The organism is Kitasatospora sp. NPDC058048 (assembly GCF_042885555.1).
GTDB classification, from domain to species: Bacteria; Actinomycetota; Actinomycetes; order Streptomycetales; family Streptomycetaceae; genus Kitasatospora; species Kitasatospora lactacystinica.
The window spans coordinates 65808-87815 of record NZ_JBHVRT010000022.1 but is presented as its reverse complement, the minus strand read 5'-3'; the positions used below and the strand labels follow the sequence as shown (position 1 = coordinate 87815).

The 22008-nt window shown below is 72.8% G+C and carries 11 protein-coding genes; 6 read left to right on the top strand and 5 right to left on the bottom strand.

What is annotated here, in order from left to right; genetic code table 11:
* Positions 1–167: 167 nt before the first annotated feature.
* Both ACFVVA_RS23290 and ACFVVA_RS23285 read right to left on the bottom strand, forming a co-directional pair.
* Positions 168–704 carry a DUF4240 domain-containing protein gene (locus ACFVVA_RS23290; RefSeq protein WP_387692206.1) on the bottom strand — a complete coding sequence of 179 codons (537 nt, stop codon included), beginning with the start codon at positions 702–704 and terminating at the stop codon, positions 168–170.
* Positions 705–875: 171 nt separating this feature from the next.
* A complete protein-coding gene (locus ACFVVA_RS23285) occupies positions 876–2348 on the bottom strand; it encodes an SPFH domain-containing protein (protein WP_387692204.1) in 1473 nt (490 codons plus the stop codon).
* A gap of 99 nt (positions 2349–2447) precedes the next feature.
* On the opposite strand from ACFVVA_RS23285, the gene ACFVVA_RS23280 reads away from it, so the two are divergent.
* Positions 2448–3128, top strand: coding sequence for a hypothetical protein (locus ACFVVA_RS23280; RefSeq protein WP_387692202.1), 681 nt, complete (start codon positions 2448–2450; stop codon positions 3126–3128).
* 273 nt (positions 3129–3401) lie between these two features.
* Here ACFVVA_RS23280 and ACFVVA_RS23275 read toward each other — a convergent pair whose 3' ends face one another.
* Positions 3402–4451: an FAD-binding oxidoreductase gene (locus tag ACFVVA_RS23275; protein ID WP_387692200.1), complete on the bottom strand. Its 1050-nt coding sequence runs from the start codon at positions 4449–4451 to the stop codon at positions 3402–3404.
* Positions 4448–6118, bottom strand: a complete 1671-nt coding sequence (hcp, locus tag ACFVVA_RS23270) for a hydroxylamine reductase (RefSeq protein ID WP_387692199.1) — start codon at positions 6116–6118, stop codon at positions 4448–4450. The genes ACFVVA_RS23275 and hcp overlap by 4 nt, the downstream gene beginning before the upstream one ends.
* Before the next feature lie 350 nt (positions 6119–6468).
* Here hcp and ACFVVA_RS23265 point away from each other — a divergent pair, with 350 nt between their 5' ends.
* The 3 genes from ACFVVA_RS23265 (at position 6469) to ACFVVA_RS23255 (ending at position 11227) form a co-directional block, all read left to right on the top strand.
* Positions 6469–9240 (top strand): SpaA isopeptide-forming pilin-related protein, encoded by a 2772-nt coding sequence (locus tag ACFVVA_RS23265; protein ID WP_387692297.1) that lies wholly within the window; start codon positions 6469–6471, stop codon positions 9238–9240.
* A 172-nt stretch (positions 9241–9412) separates the two neighbouring features.
* Positions 9413–9769 carry an ArsR/SmtB family transcription factor gene (locus ACFVVA_RS23260; protein ID WP_380540857.1) on the top strand — a complete coding sequence of 119 codons (357 nt, stop codon included), beginning with the start codon at positions 9413–9415 and terminating at the stop codon, positions 9767–9769.
* 135 nt (positions 9770–9904) lie between these two features.
* Complete coding sequence (locus ACFVVA_RS23255; protein ID WP_387692196.1) at positions 9905–11227, top strand: MFS transporter; 1323 nt, start codon at positions 9905–9907, stop codon at positions 11225–11227.
* Between the two features lie 274 nt (positions 11228–11501).
* Here ACFVVA_RS23255 and ACFVVA_RS23250 read toward each other — a convergent pair whose 3' ends face one another.
* Entirely contained in the window at positions 11502–11996 is a 495-nt protein-coding gene (locus tag ACFVVA_RS23250) for a universal stress protein (protein ID WP_387692194.1), read from the bottom strand.
* A gap of 468 nt (positions 11997–12464) precedes the next feature.
* Between ACFVVA_RS23250 and ACFVVA_RS23245 the strand changes: the two genes are divergently transcribed.
* Together ACFVVA_RS23245 and ACFVVA_RS23240 are read left to right on the top strand one after the other, a co-directional pair.
* Positions 12465–14117 (top strand): phospholipase, encoded by a 1653-nt coding sequence (locus ACFVVA_RS23245; protein WP_387692193.1) that lies wholly within the window; start codon positions 12465–12467, stop codon positions 14115–14117.
* Between the two features lie 293 nt (positions 14118–14410).
* Positions 14411–21976 (top strand): LamG-like jellyroll fold domain-containing protein, encoded by a 7566-nt coding sequence (locus ACFVVA_RS23240; RefSeq protein ID WP_387692191.1) that lies wholly within the window; start codon positions 14411–14413, stop codon positions 21974–21976.
* The last annotated feature ends 32 nt before the right edge of the window (positions 21977–22008 follow it).

Below are 22008 nucleotides of genomic sequence, written 5' to 3'. Positions count from 1 at the left end.
TCGCTCCACATGCTGATGCCGGTCACGCCTCTCCGGGCGTGACCGGCATCAGCGCGTGCGGCAGGTCGGCCACTTCGCGGCCGACCGTGTTCCAACCCTGGTCCCGCGACCGTGGAGGTGGCCCGCTCCTGGCCCGGGTCTCGAGCGGCGCCTCGATGTCCGCTTCGTCAGTCCGAGTAGAGCGCTGCCAGGTGTGGCAGCCGACGGCTCAGCTGGTTGTCGTCGCCGAAGTCGAAGTTCCAGTCCGGGTCCAGGAGCGGGTACGAAATGGTGAAGGCATCGCCGGGAAGGTCTTCTCCGGTGGCTTCCTGGTAGGCATTCCAGGCGATGGTCAGGGTTTCTTCACATTCGACGTCGGTTCCGTCAGTGGCACAGGCCCGTACGGCCGGGAGTACGGCGAGCCGGTCCGGATCGGTGATGACGCTGTCGAAGGTCGTGCGGCCCTGGGTGATCAGCCAGCCGCGGAAGTAGTCGAATCCGTCATCGGAACAACCGCCGTTGATCAGGTAGGCGGCGCCCCAGAGCGGAGCCCTGTACGAGTGGGCCATCAGGTTCCACAGGACCTGCTGGGCCCCGACGATCTCCTCGGCGGGGCGAAGCGCGAGGAGCGCGCCGGCCCGGCGAGCGACGGCGTAGCCGTTGTCCGGAGCCGGCACCTGCGAGCGGGCTTCCTCGATCAGATTCCAGAACTGCTGGGTGTCCATGACGGCTGAGCATCGCACGGGACTCCGACAGAAGAGTCCAGGGACGGAACGGTGTCCGCTCCGCCCACGCGGAGCTGCCCCTGACCGCCGACCGGCGCGATCAGGCCCGGATGTCGGGGCTCGTCGCACAGGCGAGGAGATGCCGTGGCAGCCCTGTCCCAGCCGCAGCGATCAGAATGTCGAGCCGGCCGTCGGGTTGTACAGGTCGACCATCGTGCGTACAGGGAGCGGCAACCAGTCGCCGGCCGACGGATTCCGGGAGAGCAGTTCGAGTACGTCGGTGGCCGTCGGACGGCGCCGGGGATCGTGGTCGAGGCACAGGGTGATGACGTCGACGAACCGGGAGGGCAGCAGGCTGAGGGCAGACGCCAGGGATTCGCCGTCCGGGAGCGGCGCGGCTCCGGCGGCATGGCACAGCACCATGCCGAAGGCGTAGAGATCCACGGCATGCGTGATCGATCCGCCGATGAGCTGTTCCGGGGCGAGGAACCCCTGGGTGCCGACGACATAGTTGGTACTGGTGAGTCCGGTGCTGTCGAGGGCCCGGGCAATGCCGAAGTCGATGATGCGGGGTCCTGCACCGGAGACGATGATGTTGCCGGGTTTGAGATCGCGGTGGATGATGCCGCAGGCATGGATACGTTCGAGTGCTTCGGCGACGCCGACTGCGAGGGTGTGCAGAGTCCTCGGGGGCAGGGCACCCTGCTGCCTGAGAACGTCGTGCAGTGACGGGCCGGGGATGTACTCGGTGGCCAGCCAGGGCGGGTCGCCGTGGGGATCGGCGTCGACCACCGACGCGGTGTGGAACCCGCCGACGAGGCTTGCGGCTTCGATCTCGCGGGCGAACCGCCTCCGGAAGGTCGAATCCTCGGTGAGCTCCGACCGAATGACCTTGACCGCCACCAGGCGCTGCCCGGGAGACCGGCCGAGATAGACCGTACCCATCCCACCTTGGCCCAGCACCGCCGTCAGGCGGTAGCGGCCGATACGGCGAGGATCATCCTGCCGCAGCGGACGGTGTCCGGGGGCGAGTCCGGCCCGCACGGGCGACCGCGGTGTGCCACGTGCCCCTCCGTTCTCGCCGACCGGGACGACGGGACCCCCGTGCCGGTCGGCGCTGACCCGTTTCACCGTCGGGCTCTGGAGGGAGGCGGGTGGCGCGCCCACCTTGCACTCGACGCGGTGGACCCGGACACCCCAGCGGGCCGTGTCCCGGTCGAGCGCACCGCGCAGGGCCGCGATGATTTCCTCGCGGGAGGTCAGGGCCTGCTCCAGGTCCATGCCGTCGACCATGCCGCGCAACGTAGCGACCGCGAGTTGCTCGATTGCCTGAACGTAGCTGGTGACGTCGTAGGTGGCGGCCCTGGCATCGGACACCTGGTAGGAGACGGCGATGTCGATGTCGACGCGCCGGTTGTCCTGCGTGACCACCTGCTGCTGCGGAACCGCCATGACCTGTTCACGCAGGTCAACCCGGAATCGAAGGGTGTCGATGAACGGGACGATGAGGTGCAGACCGGGGTCGAGCGTGCGGGTGTAGCGCCCAAAGCGCTCCACGATGGCGGCGCTGGCCTCCGGAACGATCCGGATCGCTTTCACCAGGGCACTCAAGAGGAACAGCACCAGAACGATCAGAACGATCAAGACCGGTTCCACAGCGGCTCTCCTACCCATCCGGCTCCCCGACTCTGACACCGGTTCGCGCCGGGCAGCAGTCTTCCAGATCCACCCCACGGCGGACCCGTGTTCACCGCCACCAGGGCCGACACGGACGTCGATGGCCGTCACGGTTTCAGGCCTCAACTGCCAGAGGGCGGTGAGGATGTGGCGCAGATGGAGGCGGAGTTGGGCGGCCCGGACCTCCTCGGCGGTACTCTGACCGCGAATCGGGGGAGGGCGAGTAGGCAGGTGGACAGAGACCGGCGGCATGAAGCTGTCGTCACGCTCCGGGAACTCGGGCGAAGCCACGACTACCGTGACCGGGCGGATGCCGGTCACGGCCTGGCGGGCTTCGCCGAGATGCAGGAGGCCCGCGGGCCACTGCTGGAGCTCGTGCTCGACCCGGGTGACACCTTCGTCACCCGGGTGACTGCGGAAGCCGTGCTCCGGCGAAAGGACAAAGTGGGGTTGGCGGTTATTGCCTCGGCACTGGCAGTCGCCGACTCGAATCACAGCGAGTGGATCCACACCGCAATCCTCGATGTGTTCAGCATCTTCTCCGAGGACCGGGACAACGCGATGCGGCTGTGCGAGGAGATGTTGAGGGACACTGACGACCGCGTGGCTCTGGGGGCTCGTCAGCTGCACGAAATCCTTGCCGAGATCGACCCCGTTCTTCGCCCTGTGCAGTACGGGGCGAACACTCTCGTGAGAGTGCAAGCGCTCGAATCTCCATCCGGGCATCCTGCCGGGCCGGCTCCATGAGCGGACTGATGGGTGAGTCCTTCCTCGCGATCGTCCTCCTGCTGCCGGAAGGTCCCTGGGGGACTTTTCCGGGCGACTACCGACGGGATCTTGCGCTGGGTGCGCACTGGTGTGCTCTGGTGTGACCTGCCCGAGCGGTTGGGTCCGTGGAAAACCGTCTCTTGGGGCCTTGGTGCAACGCCGCGGCTTGCGGCGGGAGTCCGGAACGGCTGCGGGCCGCCGCCGATCGGGTCGGGGGCGGCCCGGGCGGGTGAGGGGCGGGGGCGGCGGGGGTCAGGTGGCCAGGAAGCGCTCCCGGTGGATCTGGTCGGACGGGACGCCGGCGAGTGCGGCGGTGTGCAGGACGGCGTCGACCAGGGGTGGCGGGCCGCAGACGTACAGGTCGGGTGTGGTGGTGCCGAGTTCGGGGAGGGCGGCGGCCAGGAGGTCGGCCGGGGTGCCGGTCGGTCCGGACCAGTCGGGACCGGGCTTCCGGACGCAGATGTCGTACCGGAAGCCGGGCAACTCGGCGGCCACGGCGGCCAGTTCGTCCAGTCCGAAGACGTCCTGCGGTTCGTTGACGCCGAGGAGGAGTCGGGCGGGCTGCGGGTCCTGCCATTCGGCCATCCGGCGGACCATCGCCAGCAGCGGGGCGAGGCCGGTGCCGCCGGCCACGAACCAGCGTGGACGCAGGCCGGTTTCGTGGAGGCCGAAGGCGCCCTGCGGGCCGTGCACGGTGAGCCGGTCGCCGGGGCGGGCCCGGTCGGCGAGGTAGGTGGAGAAGTGCCCGCCGTGCCGCAGTCGGACGAAGAACTCCAGGCGCCCCTCCCAGTTGCCGGTGTTGGCGAGGGAGTACGCGCGGCCGACCTCGCTGCCGGGAGCCTGGAGCTCCATGAACCGGCCCGGGTCGAACTGGCAGTCCGGGTCGTCGAGGCGCAGCTCCAGCCGTACGGTGTCCGGTGTCACCGGCTCCACCGCGGTGAGGGTGGCTTCGCGGACCGGGATGCCGCCGTACAGGATGCGGGACTGTTCGTACGGCAGGGCGGCGGTCAGCGGTCCGCACGGGAAGGTGCGGCAGAGCAGCACCTCGCCGTGCTCGCGTTCGCCCGGGGGGAGGGCCTGTTCGCTGTGCGGGCCGAGTTCGTACGGGCCGTCGGTGACCGAGGCGTGGCAGGAGCCGCAGGTGCCCCGGCGGCAGGAGGCCGGGAGGGCGGCGCCGGCTTCCGCCGCGGCTTCCAGGACGCTGCGGCCGGGGGCGCAGTCGAACTCCAGTCGGCCGCCGTCGCTGGTGGTGAGGGTGACGGGGTGCGAGCCGCTCGCCTCCACCGGGTCGGCGGTGCTCATGACGCCGTCCGTTCGAGGGCCGCGGCCAGGTCGGCCGCCGGGTCGCCGATCACCCGCAGGTCGAACCGCTTCACCAGCTCGTCGACCAGGGCGGGGGTCAGGAAGCCGGGCAGCGAGGGGCCGAGGTGGATGTTGCGGATGCCCAGGGCGAGCAGGGTGAGCAGCACGGCGACGGCCTTCTGCTCGGTCCAGGACAGCGCCAGGGTGAGCGGCAGGTCGTTGACCTCGCACTCGAAGGCGTCGGCCAGCGCGGTGGCGATCCGGATGGCGGAGTAGGTGTCGTTGCACTGGCCGAGGTCCAGCAGCCGGGGGAGGCCAGCGATCTCGCCGAAGTCGTGCCGGTTGAAGCGGTACTTGGCGCAGCCGAGGGTGAGCACCACGCTGTCCCGGGGCGCGCCGAGGGCGAAGTCGGTGAAGTAGTCGCGTCCGGGGGTGGGGCCGTCGCAGCCGCCGATCAGGAAGAAGTGACGGATGGTGCCCTGCCGTACGGCGTGGACCACCTGGTCGGCGACCGCGAGCACGGCGTCCCGGCCGAAGCCGACGGTGACGGCCTCCTCGCCGGTGGCGGTCTCCGGGAATCCGGGCAGGGCGTGGGCGGCCTGGATCAGTGGACGGAAGTCGTGGTCGGCGAGGTGCCGGACGCCGGGCCAGCCGACCGGTCCGGCGGTGTAGATCCGGCGGCGGTAGCTGACGTGCGGTTCGATGATGCAGTTGGAGGTCATCAGGATGGGGCCGGGGAAGGCGGCGAACTCCTGCTGCTGGTCCTGCCAGGCGCCGCCGTAGTTGCCGACCAGGTGCGGGTGGGCCTTGAGCAGCGGGTAGGCGTGGGCGGGGAGCATCTCGCCGTGGGTGTAGACGTTGATGCCCTGGTCCCTGGTCTGCACCAGGACGGCTTCCAGGTCCCGCAGGTCGTGGCCGCTGACCAGGATCGCCTTTCCGGCGACGGGGGTGGTGCGCACCGTGGTGGGCTGCTGGGGGCCGTAGGTGCCGGTGTTGGCGGCGTCGAGCAGTTCGATCGCGGCGAGGTTCAGCCGGCCGAGGCCGACGGCGCGTTCCAGTAGCTCGGCGGGGTCGGTCGGCTCGTCGGCCAGGTAGGCGAGGGCGTCCTCGACGCCGCCGAGGACCTCGGCGCTGCGGCGGCCGAGCACGTCGGCGTGGTGGGCGTAGGCGCAGATGCCCTTGAGCGCGTAGAGGTGGAGCGAGCGGAGCCCGACGACCTCCGGCCCGACCAGGGGGAGCCCGAGGTTGACCCGGACGTCCGGGGCCTGGCCCACCAGCGTCGCCGGGTCCGCCCCGGGGATCCAGGCGGCGGGCCCGGTGAGCGTCTGGGGCTCCTGGCCGGCGGCGCGCGCGGCCCGCTCGTAGCGCTCCTTGGCCCGGGTGCGGACGCCGATGGCCAGCTGGATCAGGGCGGCGAAGCGGGTGGGGTTGAAGTTGACGTTGGTGAGCGTGGTGAAGACCGCGTACAGGACGAAGGCGGCCGCCTCGTCGTCCGGGTCGCCGAGGGCGCGGGCCCTGGCGGCGTACTGGGAGATGCCCTTGACCGCGTGGACGAGCAGGTCCTGGAGGTCCGAAGTGGGGGAATCCTTGCCGCAGTTGCCGATCGGACCGGCGCAGCCGGGGGTGGCGCCGGTGCGGTCGGTCTGTTCGCACTGGAAGCAGAACATGCGGGTCCTCCGGGGACTCGTGGTGTCGTTCGGGCGAGGCGGCGGGTGGGCCTCGACGCGTCCAGGATGGGGGCGGCGCTGACGGCGCATCAGGGCCGGAGGACCCCAATCCGGGGCCGGGAGACCCTGCCGGTGCGCCGGCGCCGTGTCCGCGGGTCCTTGCGCGCGCGTCCGATCGGGTGCACCTGGCGCAGCGTTCAGACGAAAACACCGGTGGGTCGCCGCCGCTCGCGGCTTCGAGGAGAACACTCCGAGGGTTGTCTTTATGGTCATGTGATGAAAGGACTGACGTGAAGCCCAGTCAGCATCCGACAGCTGCCGTCGGCTGGGGACGAAAACTCGGCAGGGTGATGGGATCCGCCCTGGCCCTGACGCTCGTCCCCTTCGGCATGTCGCTCGTCGCACCGACGGCCGCCTACGCGGCCGGCCTCCCGGGAGGCCTCGGGCCCTGCCTGGGCGCGGACTGCCCGGCGACGTTCCCGCCGGTCAACAACGGGCCCTTCGCGGGGCGCGACGCCGGCGTGAACATCTTCGTCGGCGGCGACTTCAACGTCAGCGGCTCGGCCGCCGAGGCCGAGGGGCACGTGGTGACCCTCGGCTCCTTCAGCATGAACAAGGCCGCCGGAGTCAGCTCCGTCTACAACATCGGCATCGTCGGCGTCGGCTCGCGCGTCCCCCCGCCGGACGGGGCCGACTTCCTCACCGCCGGAGGCAACGTCACCGTGGCCCCGGGGCAGTCGCTCCTGGCCGAGGGAGGCGTCGTCCGGTACGCGGGCACGGCCACCGGCACCATCACCGGCACCAAGGTCCAGGACCCGCGGGCCGTGGCCGCCTACACGCCGCTGCGCGGCGAGCTGCAGACGGCCAGCGCCTGCTACGCCGGGGTCGGCACGCCCCGCCCCGCCACCGGAACCGCCGTCAACCAGGGGTTCCAGACCCTGTTCACCGGCGACGGCACCTCCGCCCTCCAGGTCTTCAACGTCGACTTCGACATCGTCGGGCGCGGCGGCTCCACCCAGGGCGTCGCGTTCGCCGGAATCCCCGCGAACGCGACCGTGCTCGTCAACCTCGTGGGCGGCGCCCGCACCATCAACACCTACAGCGGCAGCCTCCAGGACACCGACCCCTGGAACCAGCTGCGCGAGCGACTGCTGTGGAACTTCCCCACCGCGACGACCGTCACCCTCACGGGATCGGGGCAGTTCCAGGGCAGCGTGCTGGTCGGCAACCCGGCCAGCACCGCCACGATGAGCCTGCCCGGGCTGAACGGACGGTTCTTCACCACCGGCACCCTGCTGCACAACTCCGGTTCGGGCATGACCGGGACCGAGTTCCACGCCTACCCCTTCAACGGCGACCTCCCGGACTGCGGCAACCCCCCGGCTCCCACCGGGTCGACCAGTGTGACGAAGGTCGACTCCGCGACCTCGCAGCCGCTGGCGGGCGCGACCTTCCAGCTGTGGCGTGAGACCAACGGCGTCGCGGGCCTGCAGACCTCGGGGACCACCCCGGACACCGAGGTGGGCGCCCCCTGCACCACCGGGAGCAACGGCCTCTGCTCCACCGCCGACCTGCCGCTGGGCACCTACTACTGGCAGGAGACGGCGGCTCCGCCCGGCTACGACCTGCCGCAGCCCGCGGTGACGACCGTGGTCCTCGACACCAACGGCCAGAACGTCCCGGTCACCGCCCGGGACACCCGGAGCCCGGTCGTCGAGACCGGCTCCACCAGCGTGACGAAGATCGACTCGGCGACCTCGCAGCCACTGGCGGGCGCGACCTTCCAGCTGTGGCACGAGACCAACGGTGTGCCCGGTCTGCAGACCTCCGGGGCCAACCCCGACACCGCCGTCGGCTCCCCGTGCGTCACGCCGGCGTCGGGCGTCTGCTCGGCGAGCGGCCTGCCGCTGGGCACCTACTACTGGCAGGAGGTCTCGCCGCCCGACGGGTACGAGCTGCCCGAGCTCAACGTGACCACCGTGGTGCTGAGCACCAACGGGCAGAGCGCCCCGGTCAACGTCGCCGACACCGGGTCCACCGCCCCCACCGGGTCCACCACCGTGACGAAGACCGACGCCGGGACGGGGCAGCCGCTGGCGGGCGCGACCTTCCAGCTGTGGCGCGAGACCAACGGCGTGCCCGGTCTGCAGACCTCCGGGGCCAACCCCGACACCGCCGTCGGCTCCCCGTGCGTCACCCCCGCGTCGGGCGTCTGCACGGCGGACGGCCTGCCGCTGGGCACCTACTACTGGCAGGAGGTCTCGCCGCCCGACGGGTACGAGCTGCCCGAGCTCAACGTGACCACCGTGGTGCTGGACATGAACGGGCAGCACACCCCGGTCGGCGTCGCCGACACCCAGACCACCGCTCCCACCGGTACCACCGGCGTCACCAAGGTCGACTCCGTCACCGGGCGGCCGCTGGCGGGTGCCTCCTTCCAGCTGTGGCGCGAGAGCAACGGCGTGGCCGGTCTGCAGACCTCCGGGGCCAACCCCGACACCGCCGTGGGTTCCGCGTGCGTCACGCCGGCGTCGGGCGTCTGCTCGGCGGACGGCCTGCCGCTGGGGACGTACTACTGGCAGGAGACGGCGGCTCCGCCCGGCTACGACCTGCCGCGGCCCGCGGTGACGACGGTGGTCCTCGACACCGGTGGGCAGAACATCCAGGTGACCGTCCGGGACGGGAAGACGCCCGCTCCGAGCGGGTCGACCTCCGTCACCAAGGTCGACGCCGGTACGGGCCGGCCGCTGGCGGGCGCGGTTTTCCAGCTGTGGCGCGAGACCAACGGCGTGCCCGGTCTGCAGACCTCCGGGTCGAACCCGGACACGGCCGTCGGCGCCCCGTGCGTCACCCCCGCGTCGGGAGTCTGCTCCGCGAGCGGTCTCCCGCTGGGCACCTACTACTGGCAGGAGGTCTCCGCGCCCGAGGGCTACAGTCTGCCGCGGCACGCGGTGACCGAGGTCGGGCTGAGCAAGGACTGCCCGTGCGTGGCGATCACGGTGGAGGACAGCAAGTGCCCGCCGCCGCCGTGCCCGCCCACCCCCTGCCCGCCGGGCGACGAGTGGAGTCCGTACGTGCGCTACACGCCCGTGCCGGGCTTCCTGTGGGGCATGAACGCGTGAGCTCGTGACCGCGTGAGCTCGTGACCGCGTGAGCTCGTGACCGCGTGAGCTCGTGACCGTGTGAGATGACGACCCGGCCGGAGGAGCCCACGGGGGCCCCTCCGGCCGGGCGGTGCCCGGGCCGGTGCCGCGGCGCTTCGGCGGGCCGGTCCCGGGGCCCTACGATGGCGCCATGAGCGGGAGCCTTCGGATATCAGGTGCACACCATGCGCAGGAGCATCGGGACGACGAGCGGCTGGAGGCCGCGGCTGGCATCCTGGCGCTGCTCGCGGACCGCACCCGGCTCGCCCTGCTCCAGCGGCTGAGCGCCGGTGAGGCCGACGTGACCACGCTGACCGAGGCGACCGGGGCCCCCCGGACGTCGGTCAGCCAGCACCTCGGCAAGCTCCGGCTGGCCGGCCTGGTCACGACCCGCAAGGACGGCAGGCGCGTCGTCTACGCGCTGCGCCACGGCCACCTGCGCCGGCTGGTCGACGAGGCGCTGAGCGTCGCCGACCACCAGATCGGCGAGCTTCCCCCGCACGACTGACCCGTACCTTCCGGCTCTGCGGCCCGTGCCCTCCGGGGTACGGGCCGCCTTTTCGTCAACATGTGCACATGCGTGCACATGTTGACCTATCCTGGTCGTGTCGTCCTGCCGCGCCCAGTCCGAGCGGGGTCCCCCATGCTGTCCGTGCTGCGCAACCGCACCTATCTGCACCTGTTCGCCGCCCAGATCGTCGCCCTGGTGGGCACCGGCCTCGCCACCGTCGCGCTCGGCCTCCTCGCGTACGACCTCGCCGGAGCGGACGCCGGATCGGTGCTCGGCACCGCACTGGCGATCAAGATGCTCGCGTACGTCGGCATCGCCCCGGTGGTCACCGCGCTGGCCCACCGCATCCCGCGCCGACGCCTGATGGCCGCCTCCGACCTCACCCGGGCCGGCGTCGCCCTCACCCTGCCCTTCGTCACCGAGGTGTGGCAGGTCTACGTCCTGATCTTCGTGCTGCAGTCCGCCTCGGCGGCCTTCACCCCGGCCTTCCAGTCGGTGATCCCCGAGGTGCTGCCCGAGGAGCGCGCGTACACCCGCGCCCTGTCGCTGTCCCGGCTCGCCTACGACACCGAGAGCCTGGTCAGCCCGGTGCTCGCGGCCGCCCTGCTCGCGCTGATCAGCTACAACTGGCTGTTCTGGGGCACCGCTGCCGGGTTCCTCGCCTCCGCCGTCCTGGTGGTCTCCGCCGCCCTGCCGAAGCGGGTCCGGCCGGAGCCGGTCGGGCAGGGCGGCCCGGAGCCGTTCCGGTCGAAGCAGGACCGGGCGCGGCCCGGTGGGGGCGTCCTCGCCCGGTCCGTCCGCGGCACCCGGCTGTTCCTCGCCGTGCCCCGGCTGCGCGCGATGCTCGCCCTGGACCTCGCGGCGGCCGCCGCCAGCGCGATGGTGATCGTCAACACCGTGGTCTACGTCCGCGGCCCGCTCGGCCGCCCCGCCACCGACGTCCCGATCGCGCTCGGTGCCTACGGGGCCGGGTCGATGGTCGTGGCGCTGCTGCTGCCCCGGGTGCTGGACCGGCTGCCGGACCGGACCGTCATGCTCCCGGCGGCCTTCGGCATCGTCGGCCTCTTCGGCCTGCTCGCCGCGCTCACCGCCGCCGGACCCGGCGCCTGGCGCTGGCCCGTCCTGCTCGCCGTCTGGGCGGCGTTCGGCGCGGTCGGCTCGCTGATCCTCACCCCCACCGGCCGGGTCCTGCGCGACTCGGTGGCCGCCGAGGAGCTCCCCGCCGTCTTCGCCGCCCAGTTCTCCCTCTCCCACGGCTGCTGGCTGCTCACCTACCCCCTGGCCGGCTGGCTCGGCGCCACCCTGGGCCTCACCGCGGCCTCCGCCGCCCTCGGCGCCGTGGCCCTCGCCTCCGGTGTACTCGCCGCCCGAGCCTGGCGCGCGGTGCCCGGGACGACGGGCCCGGCCGCGGTGGCGGCGAGCGGGAAACGCGGTGGCGCCACCGTCCCCGGCTGACCGGACGGACACCTGGTGCGGGGGCCCCGACCCGGGTGTCCCGGAAGGCGGGCGGCGCCCCGCCGTCCGGTACGGCGGCCGTGGGCAGGATCGATCTCGTGGCGGGGCGGTCGCACCGGGTGTTCCGCGACCCGGCGAACGCCACCCCGCGCATGGTGAACGCGGGGACGCCGGCCTTCCCCGGCGCACGTGTCTGCGGGGCCTCGACGGGACGCCGGGCAGAACCGTCGCAGCGGGTGGCCGGGGCGAGGGTTGGTACGGCGGGCGCGGGGGTTCACCCGGGTGCGGCGCCGGGCTCGGGCGGTACGACGACGACGGGGAGGCGGGCGTGGTGGACGATCTCGGTGCTGGTCGAGCCGAGGGCGAGCCGGCCCCAGCGGCCGGCACCGCGGGTACCCACCACCAGCAGACCGGCGTCCTGGCTCTCCTCCAGCAGGACCTGAGCGGGGCGGCCGTGCTCGCAGCGCACCTCGACCTCGACATACGGTTCGCCGACCTGCTGCCGCAGCTCCTCGACCAGGTCCGTCACCTCGCGGGCGACGGCGTCGTGCAGATGCGGCTCCGGATCGCCGCTCGGGCGGAACCAGCCCGTCATGGCCCGGTCCGGCGGATCGGCGTGCCGGCCGCCGAAGGCGCAGACGGCCCGTACGCCGACTCTCCGCAGCTGTGCCTCGCGAAGGGCGAAGAGCACGGCCCTGCGGGAGGGCTCCGAGCCGTCCGTACCGACGACGATCGGCCCGGCGGGACGTGACGCGGGTGAGCTGTTCACGGGGACCTCCAGGAGGTGAGGCCTGGCAGCGGACCGACAGGCTCGGCGTATCCGGCGTATCCGGTGGATCTGCGACTCGGTGACTCGGCGACTCGGCGACGCGGTGAATCGGCGGATCCGGGGAGGCGCGGGGGCCGGCGCGTCCACTGCTTTCATGATCCTCCGGCAACGGCGCGGCGGCATGTCCGTACTCCTCCGTCGGCCGGGTCCGGCCGGGCCGGGCCGCGCTGCGCGCCGACCGCCCGCGGCGTGATCCCCCGGGCGGCGAACAGCTGCCGGGCGGTTGCGCGGTCGCTCGGCCGGCGGCGTCGGTGCAGCTCAGGGGCGTGGGCCGGAACCCGCCGGGGGCGGCCGGGCCCGTCCGCGCTCTTGTCATGCCCAAGTTTGACGGACTGTTACCAGCCGGTAGTCTCTGGGTGTCTCGTAGGCGAACAGCACAACGCCTGTCATGTTCTGAAGGATCCTCACGTGTACCGACCCGGCTCCCGCCGACCCCGCCGCGCTCTGCGCGGTGCCCTCGCCGCCGTCGCGGCCAGCACCCTGCTCACCGTCCTGCCGGCCGCGCCGTCCCACGCCGACCCCGCGCCCGCGCAGGGCACGGACACCGCCCACCTCGACGCCGTCGAGCAGGTGCTGCGCCAGGTGTCGCCCGGCCTGGAGGGCACCGTCTGGCAGCGCACCGACGGCAACGCCCTGGCCGGCGCCGACCGCGCCGGCGGCCCCGCCGACTGGCTGTTCCAGACGCCCGCCTGCTGGGGCGACGCCACCTGCACCGACCGGCCCGGCACCCGCGCGCTGCTCGCGAAGATGACCGCCGACGTCTCCGCCGCCACCCGGACCGTCGACGTCTCCACCCTCGCGCCGTTCCCCGACGGCGGATTCGAGGAGGCCCTGGTCGCCGGGCTCAAGGCCTCGGTCGCCGCCGGGCACCGCCCGGTCGTGCGCATCCTGGTCGGCGCGGCGCCGCTGTACAACGCCAACGTGCTGCCGTCGCGCTACCGGGACGAGCTGGTCGCCAAGCTCGGACCGGCCGCCTCCTCGGTCAGCCTCAACATCGCCTCGATGACCGCCTCGCGCACCGCCTTCTCCTGGAACCACTCCAAGCTCCTGGTGGTCGACGGGCGCACTGTCCTCACCGGCGGCATCAACGGCTGGAGCAAGGACTACCTCGACACCGCGCACCCCGTCTCGGACGTCGACCTCGCGCTCACCGGCCCCGCCGCGACCTCCGCCGGCCGCTACCTGGACACCCTGTGGGAGTGGACCTGCGGCCGGACCGGCCTGTTCGACAACGCCTGGTTCGCCTCCTCGGACGGCGGCGCCTGCCGCCCGTCGATCGAACGCGAGCTCAACCCGCCCGCCCCCGCCACCGGGAACGTCCCGGTGATAGCCGTCGGCGGCCTCGGCGTCGGCATCAAGGACGCGGACCCCTCCTCCCGCTACCAGCCCGGTCCGGTCCCCGGGGCGGCGGACGCCAAGTGCGGCCCGCTGACCCTGCACGACAACACCAACGCCGACCGCGACTACGAGACCGTCAACCCCGAGGAGAACGCCCTGCGCGCCCTGGTCGGCAGCGCCCAGCGGCACGTCGAGATCTCCCAGCAGGACCTGAACGGCACCTGCCCGCCGCTCTCGCGCTACGACTCCCGGCTCTACGACACGCTGGCCGCCAAGCTGGCCGCCGGGGTCAAGGTGCGGATCGTGGTCAGCGACCCGGCCAACCGGGGCACCGTGGGCAGCGGAGGCTACTCGCAGATGAAGTCCCTCGCCGAGATCAGCGACGTCCTGAAGGCCAGGCTCACCGCGCTCACCGGCGACCAGGGCAAGGCCGCCGCGGCCCTCTGCGGCAACCTTCAGCTCGCCTCCTTCCGCGCCGCCCCCACCGCCACCTGGGCCGACGGGCACCCGTACGCGCTGCACCACAAGCTGGTCTCGGTCGACGACTCGGCCTTCTACATCGGCTCGAAGAACCTGTACCCGGCCTGGCTGCAGGACTTCGGCTACATCGTCGAGAGCCGCGGCGCGGCCGCGCAGCTCGACCGTGACCTGCTCGCGCCCGAGTGGCAGTACTCGCAGGCCGCCGCGACCGTCGACTGGTCCACCGGGACCTGCCGCGCCTGACGCCTGACGCCTGACGCCCGATGCCTGACATCCGGCGTCTGCCGTCCGGCCGGCGGGCTCCCTGTCCCGGAATCCCGGGGCGGGGCGCCCGCCGTCCGCGCTCGCCCGCCGCGGGCGACGAGCGGAGATTCGACTTCCCGTTCGAGGGGTGGGGGAGCGGTGGCGGGATCGCCCATGTGTCATGGCGCGAAAGTATCTTGATGGATCGTCACAGCCGGTGAAAGCGTGGGCACGAACCGTGTTGATCGTGTGGCCGCCGGTGACCCCGCGGCCACCGGGTGTGAGGTGGAAGCTTGACGGAGACGCAGCACCTGGCGAAGGTCTACAGCGACCGCGCCTACGTGCACACCACGACCGTGCGGCACCAGGGCAGCACGGTCGCGTTCGCGATGGACGACCAACGGCGCATCGTCTACAGCGTCCTGGACCTGTCGCAGCACGACGAGGCGAAGGGCGAGGCCGACGCGGCGTACTGGTCGGAGGACCCGCTGCAACTGCGCTTCCCCTCCGAGGTGGCGCGGGTCGGCTACGCGGTGGCGGGCACGGTGCGGATGCCCGTCGTCAAGCGCGGCGGGCGGGTCGAGGCGGACGCGGCGGAGCGGCTGGACGAGCAGGAACTGGACCGGTTCCTGTCCAGCACCGCGCGGCTCGGCGCCGCCGCCCCCTTCCACGTCCTCTCCGACGGCACCCACCTGTACGTGCTGCGCCAGTCGGTGCGTGCCGACCACCCCGACGCGGTGTTCCGGCTCGCCGACGGCGCCGGTTCCTCGGGTGACCCGGCGCGCACCGACTACCTGGCCAAGGGCGGCGAGGCCAAGGCCCCGGTGGTCGACGCCACCCTGCTGTGCGACCGCTTCGTCCTGGCCGGCGGCGAGTTGAAGCCGGTGCTGGAGGTCCGCTACCGGCGCAGCCGGCACAAGGGCCGCCCGGACTCCGCCAAGGACAGTCTCGGCACCCAGGACATGGAAGGGCAGCCGTTCGTCGAGCCCACCCAGGAACTGTCCTTCGTCCGCAACCTCTCCGAGGGCCGCTTCACCGCCCTGCTGGTCCCCACCGCCGTGCACGGCCGGGAGCGCTGGCAGGTCTTCGCGCACAACGACGCCACCGGCCGGATCGACGGCTTCAGCGTCGAGCGCAGCCGGGACGGCCTGTTCAACACCCAGGGCACCCAGGCCTGGACCAGCCCCGACTCGCGCTACCGGAGCGCCGTCCACGAGGGTGCGCCCGGCACCTGCCCGTTCACCGGCAGGCCGCTGGTGCCCGCGGCGGGCGAGGGCGGCCGCGCCGGGACGGCGCTGCGCTTCGACGGCGACGACGACCTGGCCGAACTCCCGAACAGCGCCCTCGACCTGGCCGACCGCGACTTCACGGTGGAGTTCTGGGCCCGGCGCACCGCCACCGGCGGCCGCGAGGACTTCCTGATCGGCCACGGCGCCTCCAAGGGGGTCCGGCTGCGCACCCTGCACATCGGCTTCCGCGGCGACGACACCTTCACCTTCGCCTTCTACGGCGACGATCTGAACGTCCCGCCGCGCACCACGGACACCGACTGGCACCACTGGGCCTGCGTCTTCGTCCGGGACACCTGCGAGCAGATCGTCTACCGCGACGGCGTCGAACTCGGCCGCCGCACCACGGACATGCCGTACGCCGGCCTCGGCGGGCTCACCCTCGGACGCGGCATCCGCTCGTACGGGCGTGGCGAACTGGACGAGGTGCGGATCTGGTTCCGCGCGCGCGGCGGCGCGGAGATCGCCGCCGACCGCGGCCGCCGCCTGCTCGGCAACGAGCCGGGCCTGGCCGCCTACTACCGCTTCGACGAGGGCTCCGGCACCACGCTGCACGACCAGACCGACCACGCCCGGCACGCCGCGCTGAGCGGCGGACCCTCCTGGGTCACCTCCGAGGCCCCGGTCGGCGAGGACCCCGGGGTGAGCCGCAGCAGCTTCGCCTTCTCCGGGCGCCGGGTGCTCTCCGGCCTGTCCGCGCTGCTGCACCACCAGCAGGAGACCGCGCCCGCCGGTTACGACCAGGCGTCCAAGCCGGTCAAGCGCCAGGCCAGGGTGCTGCTCGCCTGCACCACCGGCGGGCCCGACCCGGTGACCGGCCAGGCCACCGACGAGGCCTACGTCGCCACCGTGGACCTCGGCGTGGGCCGGGACGGCCGGCTGGCCCAGGTACCGGAGGAGCTGTCCCTGCCGGTGCTGGCCGCGCCGGAGTCCAGTGGGAACGTGGAGGCGGCCGGCGAGGTGGACGCCCAGGTGGCTCGGCTGACCCGGGACATCGCGGGCACCGAGGCCGAGATCACCCGCCTCCAGCTGGAGACCGCCGAGATCCCCGACGTCGAGCGCCAACGCGCCGAGGTGCGCGCCGAGTTGGAGAGCGACGTCACCTACTGGCGCTACCGGCTGCGGTTCAAGCTGCAGAAGGACGGCAAGGACCAGTACCTCGCGGTGGAAGGCGACCGCAAGGACAGCGTCGCCCCGCTGGTGCGCACCGCCGACCGACAGGCCGCGTCCACGATCTGGACCTTCGAGCCGACCGGCACCACGCTCAACGGCTACGCCTGCTGTTTCGTCAGGAACGCCAACTCCGGACTCGACATGAACGTCGACAACCGGAGGACCGGCAACGACATCCCCCTGATCCAGTACCGCCGGGAGGCCGACAACGCCGCCACCCACTTCGCGCTCGACGGCTGGAACGGCAACAGCCTGGTGGCCCGGCACAGCTACCAGCTGGTCGCGGCCCGGGACAGCCAGGGCGACCGCATCGTCCAGTACGACTACGCGACGGCCAAGGACTCCGGCGAGGGCGTCCTGATCCTGGAGCGGATCGACAACTCGCTGAAGTCCAGCCCCACCACCGACCGGCTGAGCCGGCAGATCTCCGAGTTCACCCAGCGCCTGGAACTCCTCGGCACCAAGCAGGACCGGCTCGCCCAGCTGCGCCGCGACCTGGCCGCCCAGCAGGCCGGCCTCGCCGCCAAGCGGGAGGAGCTGGGCCGGCTCACCGGCGGCGTGCGCGGCTCCGACGACATCGCCCTGCCGGTGCCGCAGCTGACCGTCGACCGCACCGGGCTGAGCGGTTCCGGCGCGCTGCTGGGCTTCGCCCGCGCCGCCGACCGCCCGTTCCTGCTGGACAGCGCCACCGGCAACGTCGTGCTCTACTTCCGGGGCGGCAACGGCCAGTTCTTCGCCGCCTACTACGACAGCCAGGTGCTGCGCTCCTCCCGGCAGCTGGCCGCCGGCGGACGGACGGTCTCCTTCACAGCCCGGGACGCGGGAACCGACCTCACCGGCACCGGGATCACCGTCGAGGCCGGGGACGGCCCGACGCAGGTCACCCTCACCATCCGGCACGACGGGCAGACCGAGAAGTGGTCGCACCTGCCCCGCCGGGCCGAGGACTTCGCCGCCGTGGTGAACGGCGCGGCCGAGCAGCCCGTGACGATCGCCACCGTGCTGCGGATCGACGGCGACGTCGTGCAGTTCACCGAGGGCACCCTCGCCCCGCTGGCCGGCCCCGGCTTCGTGACCGTCGGCGGCCACGGCTTCCGCTTCGAGGGCAGCCACCCGGCCGGGTCGAAGTCGCTGCGCCTGGGCGCGGGCGCGGAGTTGACCCTGCTGAAGCCCGGGATGAGCGTGCAGCGGGTGCGCTACGACCACCGCTGGTCCGAGTCCTCGCAGCCCGGCAGCACCCTCGCGGAGGGCTCCCGGCTGATCACCGTCGACCCCGGGGGCCTGGCCGAACTGCCACTGGGCAGTGCGGACGGCCTGGCGCGCGGCCACGGCGGGCGCTGGCGGGCCGACATGCCGGGCCGGGCCTACGCCTTCGACGGCAAGGGCCGCTTCCTCGCCCTGCCCGCCGGGCAGCTGCCCCGGGCCACGACCCCGGGCGACCTCACCCTGGAGGCCTGGGTCAATCCGGAGCGGGCCGAAGGCCCGGTGCGGCTGCTGCACGCCAACGCCGGGGACACCCCGTACGGCCTCGGCCTGCTCGGCACCCAGGTGACCTCGGGGCTGGTCTTCGACGGCACGGACGACGCCGCCGTGGTGCCCGAGGCCTTCGGCTTCGGCGACGGCGACTTCACGGTGGAGTTCTGGGCCCAGCGAACCAAGATCGACAGTCGGCCGCACATGGTGCTCGGGCACAGCGGTGCCGAGGGCCGCGCCAACGAGACGCTTCAGATCGGCTTCCGCAAGAACGGCTTCTTCACGTTCGCCTTCTACGACGACGACCTGGACACCACCAAGCGGTTCTCCGACACCAAGTGGCACCACTGGGCCTGCGTGTTCCAGCGGGAGACCCGCCAGCAGGTGATCTACCTGGACGGCCAGGAGATCGCCCGGCGCACCGCCAACGCCCCGTACCGAGGGCAGGGACGGCTCTCGCTGGGCACCGTGCTGTGCTGGCCCGGCGAGTTCGCCGCCGTCCGGCTGGACGAGGTCCGGCTCTGGTCCAAGGCGCGTGGCGGCGACGAGCTGCGGGCCGGCCAGGGGCGGCGGCTGACCGGCAACGAGGCGGGGCTGCTCGGCTACTGGACGTACACGGCGCCCGTCCCCGGCACCGCGGCCGTCCTGACCGACCGCTCCGGGAACGACCGGCACGCCGAACTGCGCGGCATGCCGAAGCCCGTCCCGGCCCGCTCGCCGATCGCCGACGGCGGCCACCGGGTCGTCGCGGCCGTCGGCGACCGCCGGGTGGTCAGCCGGGAGACCTTCCCGCTGCGCGAGTGGAGCCACCTCGCCCTGGCCTACCAGCAGTCCTGGGCCGTCGAGTTGACCGGCGACGCCCACCTCGAAGTCCCGGACGACGACGCGCTGGACATCGCCGACGACCTGACCCTGGAGGTGTTCGCCCGGGTCGACCGGCTCGGCGAGACCCAGGGCCTGCTCTCCAAGGGCCGCACCGCCGACGGCGTCGGCGGCAGCGTGCCGTACCGGCTGGCCGTCCTCCCGGACGGGCGGCTGGAGTTCGCCTTCGAGGAGCCCGACGGCCGCGCCGTGCGCTTCACCTCCACCGAGGGCGTGCGGGCCGGGCAGTTCCACCGCATCGCCGTGGTCCGCAAGGGCGGCCGCTCGATGCAGGAGCAGAAGGGCACCCAGCAGATCACCGCCACCGGCGCCGACGGTAAGCCGGTCACCCGGAGCGTCGAGCTGGTCGAGTCGCTCGCCGTGCGCGAGTGGCAGGACATCCGCTTCCACCTGGACGGCCGGGAGATCGGCACCGGCCGCTACGAGGGGCCCGGGCCGCGCGGCAACGACGCGCCGCTGGAGCTCGGCCGGGCCCGCGAGGGCGCCACCGTCCAGCAGCTGACCGGGGTGCTCGCCGAGGTCCGGATCTGGGGCGCCGCCCGGGACGCCGCCCGGCTCGGCACCGCCGTCTCCGCCCGGGACCGCGGCCTGGTCGCGCACTGGCGCTTCGAGGAGAACGCCGGCGGCACCACGGCCGACGCCACCGGCTCGCACCCGGCCCGGCTGCGCGGCGCCCGCTGGGTCCGCAACCCCGACCCGCGCGGCAGCGTCTTCCGGCTGTACCGCAACGGCGTCGCCGTGGCCTGCGACCCGGCCGACACCGCGGGCCTGCCCGACACCGCCGCCTTCGCCGCCGCCGGCGACCCGCAGCTGACCCTGGGCGCGGTGCTCAAGCGGGGCAAGCCCGCCGAGGCGTTCGACGGCGTGCTGGAGGAGGTGCGGATCTGGCGCACCGCCCGCACCCACGAGCAGCTGCTGGACAACCTGTTCACCCGGCTCAAGGGCGAGAAGGAGGACCTGGTCGCCTACTGGCCGTTCGACCGGGACTCCACCGAGGCGGGCGCCGCCCAGGTCCGCGACGAGGGCCTGCGCGGCAACCACCTGGAGTTCGGCCCGGAGGCCACCCGCCCGCGCACCGTGCTGTCCAGCGCGCCGGTCTCCAACGACGCCGCCCAGGTCCGCTCCGCCCTGGCCGGCCTGCGCACCCCGTTCCACCAGAGCATCGGCGCCGCACCGGCCGTCGCCGAGTACGCCGACATGCAGTACGGCTCGCGCGGCGAGGCGTTCGGCGTCCTCAAGCGCGCCTACAGCTACCTCCAGGACGGCCGCTGGCACCTCGTCACCGGCTACAAGGTCGGCGAACTGGTCAGCGAATGGGTCAGCCAGATCCAGTTCGACCCCCAGCTGATCGGCTACGTCGAAGGCGCCCCGCCGATCCCCTCGGAGAACCTCACCGCGGGCCTGACCGACCCCGGCAGCGACACCTTCGAGGGCGCCTCCACCGTCAAACTCACCGAGGCCGAACAGGTCGTCCGCTCGCTGTCCTCCGCCAAGGAGCGCAGCGTGGACGCCGCCTTCGGCTTCGCGCTCTCCAACGAGGTCGACGTCGACGTCTGGATGATCACCGCCCCGCTCGGCTTCGGCATCGCCAAGTCCATCGCCAAGGGCGGCGTCTCGGCGAGCGTGCGCGGCAACCTGGAGTTCTCCAACAGCTGGGCCGAGGACACCTCCGTCTCCCAGGGCGAGAACACCGCCCGGACCACCAAGGTCGCGCTCACCGGCCACTGGGAGGACCCGGGCCGGGTGCTCAACCCCACCGCCGGGCGGCGGTACGTCCCGGCCAACACCGGCTTCGCCGTCGTCCAGTCGCAGACCGCCGACGTCTTCGCGCTGCGCCTGGCGCACACCGGCTCCCTCGTCGCCTACCGCATCCAGCCCAACCCGGACATCCCCAAGGACTGGAACGTCGTCCCCTTCCCGATCAACCCGCGCTACACCAAGCAGGGCACCCTGGACGGCACCGTCGGCTTCGACGAACGCGGCAAGGTCGCCGACCCCGACTACCAGGGCGCCCGCGAACGGGGCGAGTACAGCTACTTCAAGCCCCGCGAGGCGTACGCGCTCAAGCGCCGCATCCAGCGCGACCAGCAGCGCCTGCACAGCTACTACGACAGCGTCTCCACCGAGACCCACGCCCCCGACCCGCTCGCCCAGCGGGCCGGCCGGGTGCTCGGCGGCGCCATCGGCGCGGACGCCTCGCCGGCCCGCGGCCGGGACTCCGCCGACAGCGCCACCGGGCAGGGCTTCTCCCGCCGCGACCTGGTCAACACCTACGTGTGGACGGCCGCCGGGGGCTTCTTCGCCGAGACCACCGAGACCACCGACGTGGTCAGCGAGACCACCGCCGGCTCGTACTCGCTCTCCGGCTCCGTGGGCACCTCGATCGGCACCTCCTTCCAGATCGCCGGCATCGGCGTCGGCGCCCAGCTCGACGCCTCCGTGGGCGGCGGGATGACCGCCACCCGGGCCCGCGGCAAGGAGGCCACCCGCTCCTTCGGGCTGGAGGTGGAGGTCGCGCCCAGCGGCAACCTGCAGAGCTACGACACCGACCGCAACCCGGTCTTCGACCGGGACGGAAACCCCGTCAAGGTGCCGGGCAAGGTGGACGCCTACCGCTTCCTCAGCTTCTACCTCGGGGAGGACAGCGAGCACTTCGACAGCTTCTTCCACAAGGTCGTCGACCCGGCCTGGCTGGAGAACGGACACGACCCCAACGCGGCGGCGCTGCGCCAGGCCCGACAGGCCGACCGCAAGCCGCCGTGCTGGCGGGTCCTGCACCGGGTCACCTTCGTCAGCCGGGTCCTGCCCGACATCCCGCCGGCCGACGCGCCGGCGCTGGAGAAGGCCATGCGACAGCTGGACGTGGAGAGCAACTACGAACTCGTCCGCCGCCTCGACCCGTACGTGAAGTCCGCCGCCACCGGACTGCCCGAACTGGCCGAGGCCACCCGCGCGACGCTCGCCCGGGAACTGCCCGAGCTGCTCCCGCACGCGGACGACGTGATCGGGTTCCTCGCCCAGTACTACGGCGTGGAGGCCTGAGCCCGAGGTCCTGGTGCGGGCGGGCCCGTTCC